The organism is Streptomyces ruber (genome assembly GCF_014648075.1).
GTDB lineage: Bacteria > Actinomycetota > Actinomycetes > Streptomycetales > Streptomycetaceae > Streptomyces > Streptomyces ruber.
This window is the reverse complement of record NZ_BMQK01000002.1, coordinates 557110-572272: the sequence shown is the minus strand read 5'-3', so window position 1 is coordinate 572272 and position 15163 is coordinate 557110. Positions and strand designations below refer to the sequence as shown.

The 15163-nt window shown below is 73.0% G+C and carries 12 protein-coding genes; 6 read left to right on the top strand and 6 right to left on the bottom strand.

Annotated elements, in window-relative coordinates; translation table 11 throughout:
• Positions 1–1296, top strand: coding sequence for an activator-dependent family glycosyltransferase (locus IEZ04_RS06995; RefSeq protein ID WP_189215802.1), 1296 nt, complete (start codon positions 1–3; stop codon positions 1294–1296).
• A 280-nt stretch (positions 1297–1576) separates the two neighbouring features.
• On the opposite strand, the gene IEZ04_RS06990 is transcribed toward IEZ04_RS06995, so the two are convergent.
• Positions 1577–3838, bottom strand: a complete 2262-nt coding sequence (locus tag IEZ04_RS06990) for an ATP-binding cassette domain-containing protein (protein WP_189215801.1) — start codon at positions 3836–3838, stop codon at positions 1577–1579.
• A 265-nt stretch (positions 3839–4103) separates the two neighbouring features.
• Positions 4104–5612, bottom strand: coding sequence for an IucA/IucC family protein (locus tag IEZ04_RS06985; protein ID WP_189215800.1), 1509 nt, complete (start codon positions 5610–5612; stop codon positions 4104–4106).
• A 144-nt stretch (positions 5613–5756) separates the two neighbouring features.
• On the opposite strand from IEZ04_RS06985, the gene IEZ04_RS06980 reads away from it, so the two are divergent.
• From IEZ04_RS06980 to IEZ04_RS06970, 3 genes are all read left to right on the top strand, one after another.
• The gene (locus tag IEZ04_RS06980) at positions 5757–7301 is read left to right on the top strand and encodes an IucA/IucC family protein (RefSeq protein ID WP_189215799.1); all 1545 of its coding nucleotides are present in this window, start codon (positions 5757–5759) and stop codon (positions 7299–7301) included.
• 107 nt (positions 7302–7408) lie between these two features.
• The gene (locus tag IEZ04_RS06975; protein WP_189215798.1) at positions 7409–8704 is read left to right on the top strand and encodes a VWA domain-containing protein; all 1296 of its coding nucleotides are present in this window, start codon (positions 7409–7411) and stop codon (positions 8702–8704) included.
• A 92-nt stretch (positions 8705–8796) separates the two neighbouring features.
• Positions 8797–9600 carry a hypothetical protein gene (locus IEZ04_RS06970; protein WP_189215797.1) on the top strand — a complete coding sequence of 268 codons (804 nt, stop codon included), beginning with the start codon at positions 8797–8799 and terminating at the stop codon, positions 9598–9600.
• Positions 9601–9966: 366 nt separating this feature from the next.
• Here the strand turns inward: IEZ04_RS06970 and IEZ04_RS06965 are convergent, their stop codons facing one another.
• Positions 9967–10632 carry a winged helix-turn-helix transcriptional regulator gene (locus IEZ04_RS06965; protein ID WP_189215796.1) on the bottom strand — a complete coding sequence of 222 codons (666 nt, stop codon included), beginning with the start codon at positions 10630–10632 and terminating at the stop codon, positions 9967–9969.
• A gap of 84 nt (positions 10633–10716) precedes the next feature.
• Here IEZ04_RS06965 and IEZ04_RS06960 point away from each other — a divergent pair, with 84 nt between their 5' ends.
• Positions 10717–11925 (top strand): pyridoxal phosphate-dependent aminotransferase, encoded by a 1209-nt coding sequence (locus IEZ04_RS06960; RefSeq protein ID WP_189215795.1) that lies wholly within the window; start codon positions 10717–10719, stop codon positions 11923–11925.
• Positions 11926–11940: 15 nt separating this feature from the next.
• Here the strand turns inward: IEZ04_RS06960 and IEZ04_RS06955 are convergent, their stop codons facing one another.
• Positions 11941–12513, bottom strand: a complete 573-nt coding sequence (locus tag IEZ04_RS06955; RefSeq protein WP_189215794.1) for a TetR/AcrR family transcriptional regulator — start codon at positions 12511–12513, stop codon at positions 11941–11943.
• A 107-nt stretch (positions 12514–12620) separates the two neighbouring features.
• Here IEZ04_RS06955 and IEZ04_RS06950 point away from each other — a divergent pair, with 107 nt between their 5' ends.
• Positions 12621–13853, top strand: a complete 1233-nt coding sequence (locus tag IEZ04_RS06950) for an MFS transporter (RefSeq protein WP_189215793.1) — start codon at positions 12621–12623, stop codon at positions 13851–13853.
• 218 nt (positions 13854–14071) lie between these two features.
• Here IEZ04_RS06950 and IEZ04_RS06945 read toward each other — a convergent pair whose 3' ends face one another.
• Together IEZ04_RS06945 and IEZ04_RS06940 are read right to left on the bottom strand one after the other, a co-directional pair.
• Complete coding sequence (locus tag IEZ04_RS06945; protein WP_189215792.1) at positions 14072–14704, bottom strand: DUF3618 domain-containing protein; 633 nt, start codon at positions 14702–14704, stop codon at positions 14072–14074.
• Positions 14680–15162 (bottom strand): phage holin family protein, encoded by a 483-nt coding sequence (locus IEZ04_RS06940; RefSeq protein WP_189215791.1) that lies wholly within the window; start codon positions 15160–15162, stop codon positions 14680–14682. The genes IEZ04_RS06945 and IEZ04_RS06940 overlap by 25 nt, the downstream gene beginning before the upstream one ends.
• Position 15163: the final 1 nt, after the last annotated feature.

Below are 15163 nucleotides of genomic sequence, written 5' to 3'. Positions count from 1 at the left end.
ATGAAAGTGCTGGTGACAGCGTTCGCCATGGACGCGCACTTCAACGGTGTGGTGCCGCTCTCCTGGGCGCTGCGGACGGCGGGACACGACGTCCGGGTGGCGAGCCAGCCCGCCCTCACCGACAGCATCACCCGCGCGGGACTCACGGCTGTACCGGTGGGTACGGATCACCAGGTGCAGGCGGTGATGGGAGTCATGGCCCCCGGGGTGTTCGCCCTGCACCGGAATCCCGACTACCTGGAGAACCGGCCGGAGCTGCTCGGCGCGGAGTTCCTCGAGGCGTCCGCCTCGATGCTGACGGCGGCGTTCTACGCCCAGATCAACAACGACTCCATGATCGACGAGCTGGTGGACTTCGCCCGCTGGTGGCGCCCCGACCTGGTGGTCTGGGAGCCCTTCACCTTCGCCGGCGCGGTGGCGGCCCAGGCCACCGGTGCGGCGCACGCCCGTCTGCTGTGGGGCCCGGACCTCTTCCTGAGGGTGCACGACCGGTTCCGGCAGGCGTTGGGGGAGATGCCGGCCGAGCACCGGGACGATGCGCTGGAGGAGTGGCTGACGTGGACACTGGAACGACACGGTGAGGCCTTCCGCCCCGAGGTGATCAGCGGCCACTGGACGATCGACCAGATGCCGCCGAGCGTGCGGCTGCCCACGGCGCGTCCGACGGTGCCCGTCCGGTTCATCCCGTACAACGGCCCGGTACCGGCCGTGGTGCCGCCGTGGCTGCGGGCGGACCCGGAGCGCCCGAGGGTGCTGCTCACCCAGGGCATCACGGAGCGCTCGACGGGTTTCACCGGTCTGCCCCGGGCCGGTGAGCTGCTGGCGTCCATCGCGGAGCTGGACGCCGAGGTGGTCGCCACGGTGAAGGCCGAGGAGCGCGAGGGCCTGCCGCCGCTGCCCGCCAACGTACGGGTCGTGGACAGCCTGTCTCTGCATGCCGTCCTGCCGACCTGCGCCGCCGTGGTCCACCACGGCGGCGCAGGCACCTGGGCGACAGCGGCGCTGCACGGCATACCGCAGCTTGCCCTCGCCTGGCAGTGGGACGACGTCTTCCGGGCCGGACAGCTCGAGAAACTGGGGGCGGGGGTGTTCCTCCCGCCCCACTCCGAGGGCGCCTCCGCCGGGCGCGTCCGGGACAAGCTGGGGCAGGTGCTGACCGAGCCGTCCTTCCGTCAGGGCGCGGCTCGCATCCGCTCGGAGATGCTGCGGACTCCGGCGCCGAGCGAGGTGGTGCCGACACTGGAGGAGCTGACCGGCCGTCATCGTTCGCCGGGAGGGCGAAGCCCCCGGGGCTGAGCCCGTCTCCGGCGGTTCGGGCCCGGCAGGAAGCCGGAATCCGTACCGGCATGCCCGTGGCGGCGGCCGCACGCCCGCCGCCCGCCGCCCGGCGCCCGGCTCCGCTCGCGGACACGGCGGCGGCACGTCGCCGTGTGCTCCGGCCCCGCTCCGGCCCCGGCCCCGCTCCGGGGCCGGGGCCGCTCCCGGGCCGGGGCCGCGGCCGGGAGCACACGGGATGCCCCCGTCGTGCGGGGCGGGCGGCGCCCCGGGACCGCCGGCCCCACCGGGACCGGATGCCTCAGCCCGGCAGCGACGCGGCGAGGAACCGTCCGGTGACGGAGTGCTCGGCCTTCGCCAGCTCGGCGGGGGTGCCCTCGAAGATCACCCGTCCTCCCTCGCTGCCGCCTCCGGGACCGAGGTCGACGACCCAGTCGGCGTGCTTGACGACGTCGAGGTTGTGCTCGATGACGATGACGGAGTTGCCCTTCTCGACGAGTCCGTCGACGAGGCGGACCAGACTGTCGACATCGGACATGTGAAGTCCTGTGGTGGGCTCGTCCATGACGTAGACGCTGCCCTTCTTCCCCAGCTCCGTGGCGAGCTTGATGCGCTGGCACTCCCCGCCGGAAAGGGTGTTCAGCGGCTGCCCGAGCTGGAGGTAGCCGAGGCCCACCTGGTTGATGGAACGGAGGGTCGCGGCGACCTTGGGCTCGGTGAAGAACTCGGCCGCGTCGGCGGCGCTCATCGACAGCACATCGTGGATGTTCCGTCCGCGCAGGGTGAGGCGCAGGACGTCCTCGGTGAAACGCATGCCCGCGCAGACCTCGCAGGTCGTGATCATCGGGTCCATGAAGGCGAGGTCGGTGTAGATGATGCCGTGCCCCTGGCAGTTGGGGCAGGCACCCTCGGAGTTGAAGCTGAACAACGAGGGGCTGACCCGGTTCTCCCGGGCGAACAGCCGGCGTATCTCGTCCATGATGCCGGTGTAGGTCGCGGGGTTGGAGCGCCGGTTCGTGGTGACCGCCGACTGGTCGATGACGACGGCCGAGGGGTGCTGCCGAAGGAGTACGTCGTGGACGAGGGTGCTCTTGCCGGAGCCGGCGGGCCCGGTGACGGCGGTGAGGACACCGAGCGGGATCCGTACGGTGATGTCCTTCAGGTTGTGGGCCCGGGCGCCGGTCACCTCCAGGTGCCCCTTCGGCTCACGGAACCGGTCCTTGACGGGGATGGTCCGCCGCAGGAACCGCCCGGTCGGGGTGTCCGCGTCGGCCAGGCCACGGACACTGCCCTGGTACACGATCTCGCCCCCGTTCCGTCCGGCACCGGGCCCGAGGTCGATGACGTGCTCGGCCATCTCGATGATGTCGCGGTCGTGTTCGACCACGAGCACGGTGTTGCCCTTCTCGGCCAGCTCCATCAGCAGCCGACTGAGCCTCTGCACGTCACTGGGGTGCAGGCCGATGGTCGGCTCGTCGAAGATGTACACCACATCGACGAGCGAACTGTTCAGGTGACGCACCATCTTGATGCGCTGCGACTCGCCGCCGGAGAGCGTGGAGGTCTCACGGTTGAGGCTGAGGTATCCCAGCCCCAGTTCGATGAGGTGCTGCAGCCGCTCGTTGAGACTGGCCGTCAGGGTGGAGACGGTCGGTGACTCCACCTTCTTGACCGCTTCCATCAGGTCGGCGACCTCCAGGGACGCCAGCTCGGCGATGTTCCGGCCGTTGATGCGGCAGCCGAGCGCCCGCTGACTGAGACGTCGGCCCTTACACGTGTCGCAGGGCCCCCTGGTGACGACCCGCTCCAGCGCCTCGCGGTTCTTGGCGCTCATCTCGTCCGGTTCCTTGCGCAGGTACAGCCGGTCGAACTTGTGCAGCAGTCCTTCGTACTTGGAGTTGATCTGCCCGCCCTGCCAGTCCAGGGCGATCGAGCCCTGCGCTCCGCGCAGGAACACCTCCCACTCGCTCTCGCTGTAGTCGCGGAGCTTCTTGTCGTTGTCGAAGAGACCGGAGTGGGCGTACAGCTTCCAGAACCAGCCGCCGACGTTGAAGGCGGGATGCCGGATGGCGCCCTCGTTGAGGGACTTGGACGTGTCGAGCAGCTTGTCGAGGTCGACCTGCACCCGGGTGCCGAGGCCTTCGCAGTCGGGGCACATGCCCGAAGGGTCGTTGAAGGAGAAGGCGTTGGAGTATCCGATCCAGGGCTCACCCACCCGCGAGTAGAGCAACCGGAGCAACGCGTAGATGTCGGTGATCGTCCCGACGGTGGACCGCGCGTTCCCCCCGATGCGCTTCTGATCGATGATCACTGCCGTGGAGAGGTTCGCGATGGCGTCGGCGTCGGGCTGACCGTATTTGGGCAGCCGGTTCCGTACGAACGCGGTGAACGTCTCGTTGAGCTGTCGTTGCGACTCGGCCGCGATCGTGTCGAACACCAAGGAGGACTTTCCCGACCCCGACACTCCGGTGAACACGGTGACCTTGTGCTTGGGCACCTCCACTGAGACGTTCTTGAGGTTGTTCTCACGGGCGCCGATGATCTGAATTGCCTTCTGCTGCATGAGCATCCTCGCGTCGACGGAAGAGGGCCGCCTCTCACGCTATCGGCGATTGCGGACAGAACTTGGCCGCGATCCGCGGTGACCTCTCGTCCGGTGAGTCAGCGGCGGACCGAAGTCCCGCCGGGCGCCCGGCCTGGTTCCGCGCACCGCTCGGGCTTCCGCGAAGCACCCGGCGACGCGATCGCGGAACCGGCCGGGCAGGGGGAAGCCTCGGGCCTCGGTCCCGGCGAGGCACGGGCCGGACCGGGCCGGACGGAGGGCGCCGTCATCCTCGGCGCAGCGGATTGGGCAGCGGCAGGTAGCGGGCGTCCGCGCCGTCCGCGCCCGTCCAGCGCAGCAGCAGGTTGGTCTTCCCCGGCAGGGTGGGCGAGGCGAGCAGGCCGGCGGCCTCCGGCGGGCCGGGGCGGACGGCGAACTCCCGGCGTACGGCCGGCCACGGGTCGAATCCGGGCCACCGCTCCGCCAGGACGGCGGCGACCTCCAGCAGGTGGTTGACGACCAGGCAGTACACCAGCCGCTCCCACCCGGCGGCCCGGTCCGTCTCCGGCAGCAGCTTCACGCCCTCCGCGTCCCGGAACAGCGCCTGTACGGGCAGGCCGGCCGCGTCCACGGCGACCAGGCTGTTCTGCATGTGCGCCTCCAGGACGACGCCGTGCCGCGCGAACGCCTCCAGCACCGGGGGCACGACCTGGCGCAGATACGCCTCCCACCAGGCGGCCGGGGCGTCGAGGCGGTCCAGCGGGCTGCCGTCGAACCCCTCCGCCAGCGCGGCGACGAGCAGCGGTGTCGCACCGGGCAGCAGGTGCTCCCGCAGCCCGTCCCGCACCAGGACGGCGAGTTCCTCGAAGGCGAAGCCGGCGGTGCGGTAACCGCGGTCGCTCAGCCAGGCCGCCGGGCCGGGGAGGCCCGCGAAGGCGGTGGCCGCCGCGGTGTCCGTACGGCGGAGCTTCAGCAGGTCGTGGCGCCACAGCCGGCGGATGTCGTTGGTGATGCGCACGTCCAGGCTGAACTTGAGGAAGAGGTCGCCGCCCACCGCGGTCCCCTCCGGGACATGGACCGTGCGGATCGCCGCCGTGGGCCACACGTGCCCCGGGACTGCACCGAGCCGTACGAGGCGCCCGTCCGCGAACGCGTCCGCCAGGTCCCTCCCGACCAGGGACAGCTGCCAGGGGTGCGCGGGCAGCAGCCGGTAGCCGGGCGGGGCGGTGCCGAGGGCGTCCAGGGCCGAGGTGTCGCCCTCCTCCACGACCACGTCCTCGCGCACGCCGAGCAGTGTGAGCGGGAAGCGGGCGTGCGCCTCGGGCGCGTACGGCAGCCAGGCCGCGACCGGGCCGCCACCGCGCGCCTTGGGGGCGGGATGGTGGGGATGACCGGTGATCAGGGACTGCTCGGAGCGCACGTACGGGTCGGCGGACGGGACCGCCCGCGCGCGGGCGGCGAGAACGGCCGCGACTGCGTTCCGGCTGTCGAGCATCTCGGCCGGCAGCTCCGAGTTGACGAGCCCGGTGTGGTGACGCAGCTCCTCGGCGGTGAGCTTGACCAGCTCGGCGTGGGTGAGGCGGTACCAGAGGCCGTGTCTGCGCAGCTCCGGGCCGGCGGGGCGTCTGGTGCCGCGGACCCGCAGCAGCCGGCCGGTGGCCCTCAACCGGTATTCGTCCGGCCCGGTCCGCTCCCCCACCTCCCGGAGCAGACAATTGAGGAGCGGAGCGGCGGCGTACGCGTCGGCCGCAACGCCGACGTCGTCCCAGGGGTGCTTGGCGTCCACGGGATCCATTCGTCCGTACGGTGCACTGGTGATCAGTATGTCTGTCGCCGCAGGCCGGCGCCCGGGGCGCAGCGGCGCACGGCTGTTCACCGCGCCGCACCGACGGCTGCCGCACGCCGCCCCGCACCGATTCCGTACCCGAGGAGCCCGCCCGTGCACCGTCCCATCACGCCCGAGGCCGAGGCCGCGCTCGCCGACGAACTCGCCGCCGTACGGCCCGACCTGACGCAGCCGTACGCAGAGGCGCTCCCCGGTGCGCGCGCGGCCGTACTGTCGCGGCTGTGGCGCGCGCTGGCGTACGAGCCGCTGCCCTGGATCGCGCGCCGTGAGCGCGGCCGGGACGGGCTGACCCTGCACCTGGCCGACGGACGCCGGCTGCACGGCCCGCACCCCGACCCGTACGCGACCGCCGCGTACGTCACGGAGCTGCGGCTCGACGGCCGGCCGTACGACCGGGCGGCGCGGCTGGTGACGGCCCTCGCCGTGCCGCACGGCGAGGGCTTCGCCGCGGAACTCGACCACAGCGCGGCGTCGTCGGCCCTGTCCCGCGCGAACCAGCGTCCCGCCGGCCCGGCCTGCCCCGCACGGCCGTCGACGAGCGCGGAGTGGGAGCAGCGGGTGGTCGACGGCCACCCCTACCACCCCAACTGCCGGTCGCGCCCCGGCTTCTCGGTGGCCGAGCAGCTCGCCTACGCGCCGGAACACCGCCCGGTCGTACGGCTCGCCCTCGCCGGGCTCCCCTCGGGGGCGGACGGCTGCCTGGTCGTGGGCGACTGGCCGGAACGCTTCCGCGACGGAGGCCGGGTGCTGGTCCCCGTGCACCCCTGGCAGGCCGGCCACGTCCTCGGGACGCCGGTCGTGCCCGGCGTCCCGGCACACCCGCTGATGTCCCTGCGCACCCTCGCCCTGCAGGACGCCGGGCGGCCCGGCGGACCGCACGTCAAGACGACGTTGAGCGCCCGGCTGACGTCCTCCGTACGGGACATCTCCGTGGCCTCGGTCCACTCGTCCATGCCCCTCTCGGAGTTCGCCGGGACCGTCGCCGCCCGCACCGACGGCCTGCTGCACATCACCCGCACGCTGGGCGCCGTCACCGCGGGCACCCCGGAGCTGGCGGCGGTGCTGCGCGAGGCGCCGGACGTGTACGCGGACGGCGGCGCCGGTGAGCGGGTCGTCCCGGTGGCCGCCCTCCCGGCCACCGGCCTGCCCGGCGCCCGTCCCTGGCTCGCCGACTTCGCCCGTCTCACGCTCACGGTCGGCCTGCGGCTGCTGGAACTGGGCGTGGCCCTGGAGGCACACGGCCAGAACCTGCTCGTCGTCCTGTCGGCCTCGGGCGACCCCGTCCGGCTGGTCTACCGCGACCTCGCCGACATCCGCATCAGCCCGGCCCGGCTCGCCCGCCATGCCGTCCCGCTGCCCGGCCCGCCCGGCCTGCCCGGCCGCAACCTCACCGACGACCCGGCCGCCCTGCGCCGCAAGCTGTTCGGCTCCCTGCTGGCGGGCGCCCTGGCCGCCACGGCGGGCTCGGCCCCCGCCCTGCGCGAGGCGCTCTCCACGGCCGTACGGGACCTGCCGCGCACGCCCGACCTCGGGGCGCTGCGGGAGAACCCGGTGCCCACGAAGGCGCTGACGCTGATGCGGCTCTCCCCACACCGGCCCGGAGACCTCTGGACGGAGCTGCCGAATCCCCTCATGTAACCCTGGTCCACTCCCGTAACCCCTGCGTTCAGACGCACGACTCGTGCGGTACGGGGTCTACCCGCGTGGTTTTGATGCGCGCCCCCCGACCTCAATAAGATCCGCCGATGATCACAAGAAAACGGCTGGCGGCGGGAGCCTGCGCCCTGCTCGCCGCCCTGACGGCGTCCCTCGCCGTCCCGTCCGGAGCCGTCGCCGACGAGACGGCGGACAAGGTCGCGCCCAAGGTCGACCTGGTGCTCGACGTCAGCGGGTCCATGCGGACCCGGGACATCGACGGCGACTCCCGGATGGCGGCGGCGAAGCAGGCGTTCAACGAGGTGCTGGACGCGACCCCGGAGGACGTCGAGCTCGGCATCCGCACGCTGGGCGCCGACTACGCGGGCGAGGACCGCCAGACCGGCTGCAAGGACACCGCACAGCTCTACCCGGTGGGGCCGCTGGACCGCACCGAGGCGAAGACGGCGGTCGCCACCCTCGTCCCCACCGGCTTCACGCCGATCGGTCCCGCGCTGCTCGCGGCCGCCGAGGACCTGGAGGGCGGCAACGGCACCAAGCGCATCGTGCTGATCAGCGACGGCGAGGACACCTGCGCCCCGCTCGACCCGTGCGAGGTGGCCCGCGAGATAGCCGCCAAGGGCATCGGCCTGACCATCGACACGCTCGGCCTGGTGCCGAACGCGAAGCTCCGCGTCCAGCTGAGCTGCATCGCCGAGGCGACCGGCGGTACGTACACGTCCATCGAGCACACCGACGAACTGACCGACCGGGTCAACGACCTGGTGGACCGGGCCGCCGACCCCGTGGTCGTGCCGCGGGCCGTCGAGGGCGCCGACGCGTGCGCGAAGGCCCCGAAGCTCGGGTCCGGCCTGTACACCGACCGCGAGGAGTTCGGGCAGGAGCGCTGGTACCGCGTCGACGTGCTGCCGGGCCAGGAGCTGCGCACCTCGGTGAGCATCGCGGCGGACCGCGCCGTCGACCCCTCGTACGGGCTGCTCGTGCGGGCGGTCACCGTGCACGGGCGGGAGATCGTGCGCGGCGAGGCCGCGGGCACCGGCCGTACCGACGTCGTCTCGACGGGCCTGCGCTACCCGAAGCCCGAACGCGACGACGCCGAGAACTCCCAGGACACCGCCGGCGAGCAGAAGCCCGCGGCCGAGACCGTGTGCGTCGTCGTCACCCACTCCTTCTCCCCCGCCGAAGGCGTCAAGACCACGCCGGGCCTGCCGGTCGAGATGACGGTCGACGTCGTGGGCGGACCGAGCGGCGCGAGCGACGTGGCCGCCTTCGGCCTGGGCCGCGGCTGGTGGCTGCTGGGCGTCCTGGTGCTGGTCGGCTTCCTGGCCGGACTGCTGTGGGGCTGGGTGTCGCGGTGGCGGATCGCGGTGTGGAGGAGCAACTGATGCGGATCACTGACGTGTTGCGTACACCCCGTACTGCGCGTACACCCCGTACTGCGCGTACCGCGCCTGCGGCGAGAACCGCGGTCCTGGCGGTGACGGCCGGTCTCCTGCTGCTGGGCGGTGCCGCCGCCCCCGCCGTCGCCGACGCGACGCCCGCCGCGAGCGCGTCGGACGGCGCGGCCGGCTCCGGCGCGCCGACCCGGGCGGGTACGTCGTTCCGTACGGCGACGGAGATCGAACAGGGCCAGAAGGCGACCGCGAACGCCTCGGCGGGCGACTACATGTACTGGTCGTTCCCCGCGGACGCCGAACAGCGCCCCACCGTCACGGCCACGGTGAAGCTGCCGGAGGGCGCCCGTTCCGCGTCGTCCACCTGGCAGGTCGACGTGTACGACGGGCTGCGGCGCCGCCAGGCCTGCCAGTACGGCGCCCAGACGCGCACGGCCGGTCAGGCCACGGACACCGTGACCCTGGCCTGCGTCCTGCGCACGGTGCGCGCCTGGTCGGAGCCGTGGGCGAACGACCCGCTGCCGGGCACGTACTACGTCCGGCTGACCACGACGGAGCTGGCGACGGCCGACCGGGGCATGCCCGTGAGCGCCGAGGTCCTGGTCGGCTCCGAGGAGATGGGCGGCGCGGCGGCGGTGGACGGCTCGCTGGCCGAGCCGCTGGTGCCGGGCATCGCCGTGACGGGCGCCGGGAACGCCGGCTCCGACGAGGAGCCGAACGCCGTCCTCTCCGCCATCGAGCCGGAGGACGGCTGGTCGTCCGGCTGGTGGTCCGACCGCTGGGTGTGGACGGCGGTCGGCGGCGTGCTGGCGGCGCTGGCGGGCGTCGGCGGGTACGCGCTGACGCGCGGGCCGGGACGGCCGTCGCGGGTGCCGCCCGGGGCCTGAGCACCGCCCCGGCTGCCCGGCGGCCCGCCGCACCACGTACGACGGTGCGGCGGGCCGCCCCCGTACGGACGGTGCGGCGGGCCGGCCGCCCGCGTACGGACGGTGCAGTGACCCGCCCGACGTACGACGGCACGCAGTGAGCCGCCCGCGCACGGACGGTGCAGCGGACCACCCGCGTACGACGGTGCGGCGGACCACCCGCGCACGGACGGTGCAGCGGACCACCCGCGCACGACGGTGCGGCGGACCACCCGCGCACGGACGGTGCAGTGACCCGCCCGACGTACGACGGCACGCAGTGAGCCGCCCGCGCACGACGGGGCAGCGGACCACCCGCGCACGACGGTGCGGCGGACCACCCGCGTGTCAGGCCGTGCGCAGCTCGCGCAGTTCCTTGGCGAGCGCCCCGTCGCCCTCCACCACGACGCGCCCCGCGCGCACGACGTCCACCACGCTCGTCTCCCCCCGGCGCACGGCCGCGGAGACCGCCGCGTCCTCGAAGGACAGCCGCGCGTCCGGCGTACGGGGCGCCGGCCCGTCCCCGTACACGGGCCCCTCCGCCTCGCCCGCCCACACGTGGAACGTGCCCTCCGGCAGCCGCACCTCGACCAGCCCCGACAGCGCCGGGCCGCCGTCCCCCACCTCCTCCAGGCCGCGCAGCAGCGGCAGCGCGAACCAGTGCGCCCGTACGGCGTCCGTGGGCCGGCACTCGCCCAGCGCCCCCTCGCCCCACCGCCCCAGGGCCTGTAGCACGGGCAGCAACTCCCGCCCCCGGCCCGTGAGTTCGTAGACGGACGCGGCGCCGGGCGGAGGCAGCCGGCGCCGCGTGGCGAGTCCGTCCCGCTCCATGTCCTTCAGCCGCGAGGCGAGCACATCGGTGCTGACGCCCGGCAGATCCGCGTGCAGGTCCGTGTACCGGCGCGGTCCGGCCAGCAGTTCACGGACGATCAGCAGGGTCCAGCGGTCTCCGACGACGTCGAGCGCCCGGGCGGCGGAACAGTACTGGTCGTAGCTTCGGCGGCGAGGTGGCATGTGACGCAGTCTAGACATGCTGTTGGACTTTCCAAGCGTCTACTTGGTAAAACCAAGTGACACCACGATCCGGAGGGCGGGCGCATGGAGTTCCGGCAGTCGAGCAAGCTGAGCGAGGTCTGTTACGAGATCCGCGGCCCGGTGATCGAGCACGCCGACGCACTGGAGGAGGCGGGCCACAGCGTGCTGCGCCTCAACACCGGCAATCCCGCGCTCTTCGGCTTCGAGGCGCCGGAGGAGATCGTCCAGGACATGATCCGGATGCTCCCCCAGGCGCACGGCTACACGGACTCGCGCGGCATCCTCTCCGCGCGCCGGGCGGTGGCGCAGCGCTACGAGACCCTGGGCCTGGACGTGACCGTGGACGACGTCTTCCTCGGCAACGGCGTCTCGGAACTGGTGTCGATGGCCGTCCAGGCATTGCTGGAGGACGGCGACGAGATCCTGATCCCGGCGCCCGACTTCCCGCTCTGGACGGCGGTGACGACCCTCGCGGGCGGCAAGGCGGTCCACTACCTGTGCGACGAGCAGGCGGACTGGTACCCGGACCTGGACGACATGGCGGCCAAGATCACCGACCGCACGAAGGCCGTCGTCATCATCAACCCCAACAACCCCACGGGCGCGGTGTATCCGAAGGAGGTCGTCGAGGGCATCCTCGACCTGGCCCGCCGCCACGGTCTGATGGTCTTCGCCGACGAGATCTACGACCAGATCCTGTACGACGACGCCGTCCACCACTCGGCCGCGGCCCTCGCCCCCGACCTGGTGGTCCTCACCTTCTGCGGCCTGTCCAAGACGTACCGGGTGGCGGGCTTCCGCTCGGGCTGGCTGGTGGTCACGGGGCCGAAGAGCCACGCGAAGGACTATCTGGAGGGCCTGACGATGCTGGCCTCCATGCGCCTGTGCGCCAACGCCCCCGCCCAGTACGCCATCCAGGCCGCGCTCGGCGGCCGCCAGTCCATCCGTGAGCTCACCGCCCCGGGCGGCCGGCTCCACGAACAGCGCGACCGCGCCTGGCAGAAGCTGAACGAGATCCCGGGCGTGAGCTGCGTGAAACCGAAGGGCGCACTGTACGCGTTCCCGCGCCTGGACCCCAAGGTCCACAAGATCCACGACGACGAGCGGTTCGTGCTCGACCTGCTGCTGCGGGAGAAGATCCAGGTGGTGCAGGGTACGGGCTTCAACTGGCCCACCCCCGACCACTTCCGCATCCTCACCCTCCCGTACGCGGACGACCTGGAGGCGGCGATCGGGCGGATCGGGCGGTTCCTCAGCGGGTACCGGCAGTAGCCCGGCGGGCGCGGCTCAGCCGCGCCCGCCGGGTGCGGCACCGGCACTGACGGCCGCCACGATCGCGGCGACCTCCTCGCGGCTCAGCGGCTCGTCGTCCATGTGGTTGTGGATGGAGAGCCCCTCCACCAGCGCGTCGAGCCCCCGGGCGGTCCTGGGGTCGAAGTGCTTGCCCAGCGAGGCTCGGCTGGCGCGCATCCAGGACCGGGTGACCCCCAGCAGTGCCGGGTCGCGTGCGGCGAAGGCGTACAGCTCGTAGATCAGCACGAGCTCCCGGGAGGTCCCGTACTCGGGCCCGCAGATGAGCTCCACCACGGCGGCACGCGCCTCCTGTGTCGTCCTCGCGGCGTCGAGCAGTGCCCGGTAGCGGTGGGACATCGACTCCGCGAGCCGGGTGAATGCCTCGATCAGCAGGTGCTGCATACCGTCGAAGTAGTAGGTCATGGACCCCAGCGAGACGCCCGCGGCCTCGGCGACACGCCGGTGCGTGGTGCCCGTGACCCCGTGCTCGGCGATCACGTCCAGTGCCGCGTCGATGATGCGGTCACGGCGTCCCGGGTCGTTCGGGCCGCGCAGGCTTCCCGTCACAGTGATCCTCTTCCTCTGCCCCGCCCTGGCGTGTACGTTTGTACATACTCAGGTGGGGGCGACGATGCCCTGGTCCTGCCGCATTCTCCCGGAGGAGCACGTAGCTGATGGACCCGGCCACACGCCGCCGCAGGACGGCCCTGTTCCTCTTCTTCCTCATACCCGGCCTGTCGATGTCCTCCTGGGTGACCCGGACACCCGATGTCAGGGACCTGCTGGGCGCGTCGACCGCGCAGATGGGGCTGGTCCTGTTCGGCCTGTCCGTGGGCTCGATGCTCGGCATCCTCTGCTCCGGGGCGCTGGTGGCCAGGTTCGGCACCAGGCCCGTCATGGGCGTGGGCACCCTGCTGGTCGTCCTCGCCCTGGCGGTCGTCGGCGGCGGGGCGGTGCTGTCCTCCTCCCCGGTGGTCGCGGCCGGGCTCCTCCTCTTCGGCGCCGGCATGGGAGGCGGCGAGATCGCGATCAACGTCGACGGCGCCGAGGTCGAGCGGATCACCGGCCGGACGGTGCTGCCCACGCTGCACGGCTTCTTCAGCCTCGGCACCGTCGTGGGAGCCGCGCTCGGCATCCTGTGCACCGCGGTCGGGTTCCCGGTGCTGTGGCACCTGGCCGCGATGGCCGCCGTCACGCTCGCCCTGCTCGCCCACGCCATCCGGGCCATCCCGGCGGGGGTCGGCAGGACCAGGGGAACGAAAGAGCACCGCGAGGCCGACGCGGAGGCACGGCAGTCCCGGCCGGCACTCCGGAAGGACCGCACCCTGCTGCTGATCGGCGGCATCGTCCTCGCCATGGCCCTGGCCGAGGGCGCCGCCAACGACTGGCTGCCCCTGCTCATGGTCGACGGCCACGGCATGGACCCCGCCCTGGGCTCGGCCGTCTTCGCGGGCTTCGCCGCCGCCATGACGATCGGCCGCTTCACCGGCGGACTCTTCATCGACCGCTTCGGCCGCACCGCCGTCGTCCGCGCCAGCGCGATCTCCGCGGCCCTCGGCCTCGCCCTCGTCGTCTTCGCCGGCTCCCCCGTCCTCGCGGGCGCCGCGGTGCTCTTCTGGGGCCTGGGCGCCTCGCTCGGCTTCCCCCTCGCCCTCTCGGCGGCGGGCGACTCCGGCCCGGACCCGGCGGCCCGCGTCAGCCTGGTGGCGATGATCGGCTACGTCGCCTTCCTCGTCGGCCCGCCCGGCCTGGGCTTCCTCGGCGACCACTACGGCCTGCGCTACGCGATGCTGGCCGTCCTGGCGTTCGTCGCGGTGGCGGTCTTCCTGGCGCCGGCCGTCGGCGGCACCCGCCGCACCGCCGTCACCCGGCCGGCCGCGGAGCAGCAGCCCGTGCGGGACAGGTGACTTCGCGCCATGACCACCACGGGGCGCTCGCCACTGATCAGCCACCTGGACCGCCGGTCGGCGCCGGCCCGAGAGCCGAGCGTCCGCACGGCAGGCCCTGGTGCACGAAAGGGACAGCCATGCGGGCGTGCCGTGTGTCTCCCCCGGTCCGACACCGGGGGAGAGACACGGCACGTGAAGGGGTGGTGAGGTGCCCGGCCACCCCGTGACAGCCTCCCTCAGCGGCCCTCGGCCCGTCGCCGGGCCTCCTCGGCGGTCTGCTGCCCCGTGCTCCGCAGTTCCTCGGCCCCCTCCCGCCCCGACCGGCGTGCCTGCTCCGTGGTGGACCGGGCCGCTTCCTGCGCGGTGTCCTTCACGGACGTGGCCGCCTCGCGGGCGGGCTCGCGCATGCCCTCCGTGATCCCCTGCGCGGCGTCGCGCACCGTCTCCTTCGCCGGTTCGACCAGTTCGTCGGAGTGCTCGCGGATGCGTTCGCCCATGCGCTCCTCGGTCTCGGTCGCCGGGAACACGGCCCCGGCGAGCATGCCCGCCCCGAACGCGATCAGCCCGGCGGCCAGCGGGCTGCCCTCCGTGCGGTGGCGTACCTGTCCGGGTACCTGGCGTGCCTGCCGGCCGAGTTGCCCGGTGGTCTCGCGCATGGTGTCGCCCACTTCGGACGGGGAGGGCGTGACGGACCGGGCCGTTCCCATCACCCTCTCCCTGACATCGCCGAGGCGGGCGCGTGCGGCGCTCGCCCGGCGGCGCACCACCCGGGGCGGGCTGACCCGGTCGACGAGCCGGTCCGTGGTCTCCGCCAGGCGTGCCCGGGTCTCGTCGGTGTCCTGCCTCAACCGGTCGGGTGTCGTGCCCATGTGGCGTCCTCCTTCAACGACTCCAGTGAGCGTTCGGGCGTGAGCTGGACCGAGCGCATCCGCCGGCGCCCCGCGGCGTACGCGGCGGCGCCGACGACGGCCCACACCGCGGCGAGGATCAGGGCCGCCCACGCGAGGTCGATGACGTGCCTGAGGCCGTACACCGCCGCGAGGCTGCCGAGCAGGAGCGCCAGCCCGGCGGCGTAACCCGCACCGCCGTACAGGCCGGCGACCTTGCCCGCCTTGCGGCCCTCCTCCTTCAGCTCCGCCTTGGCGAGCTCGACCTCGTTGCGCAGCAGCCGTGACAGGTCATTGCCGATGTCGCCGATCAGGTCGCCGATCGACGCCTCGGCACCGTGTCGCGGCGAGGAGGCGGGCGGGGGCGTGTCCTGCTGCCGGGACTGGGACTGGGACGGGGTCGGAGGCGGGTCGGGCCGTTCCACGTGGGGGGACGACATG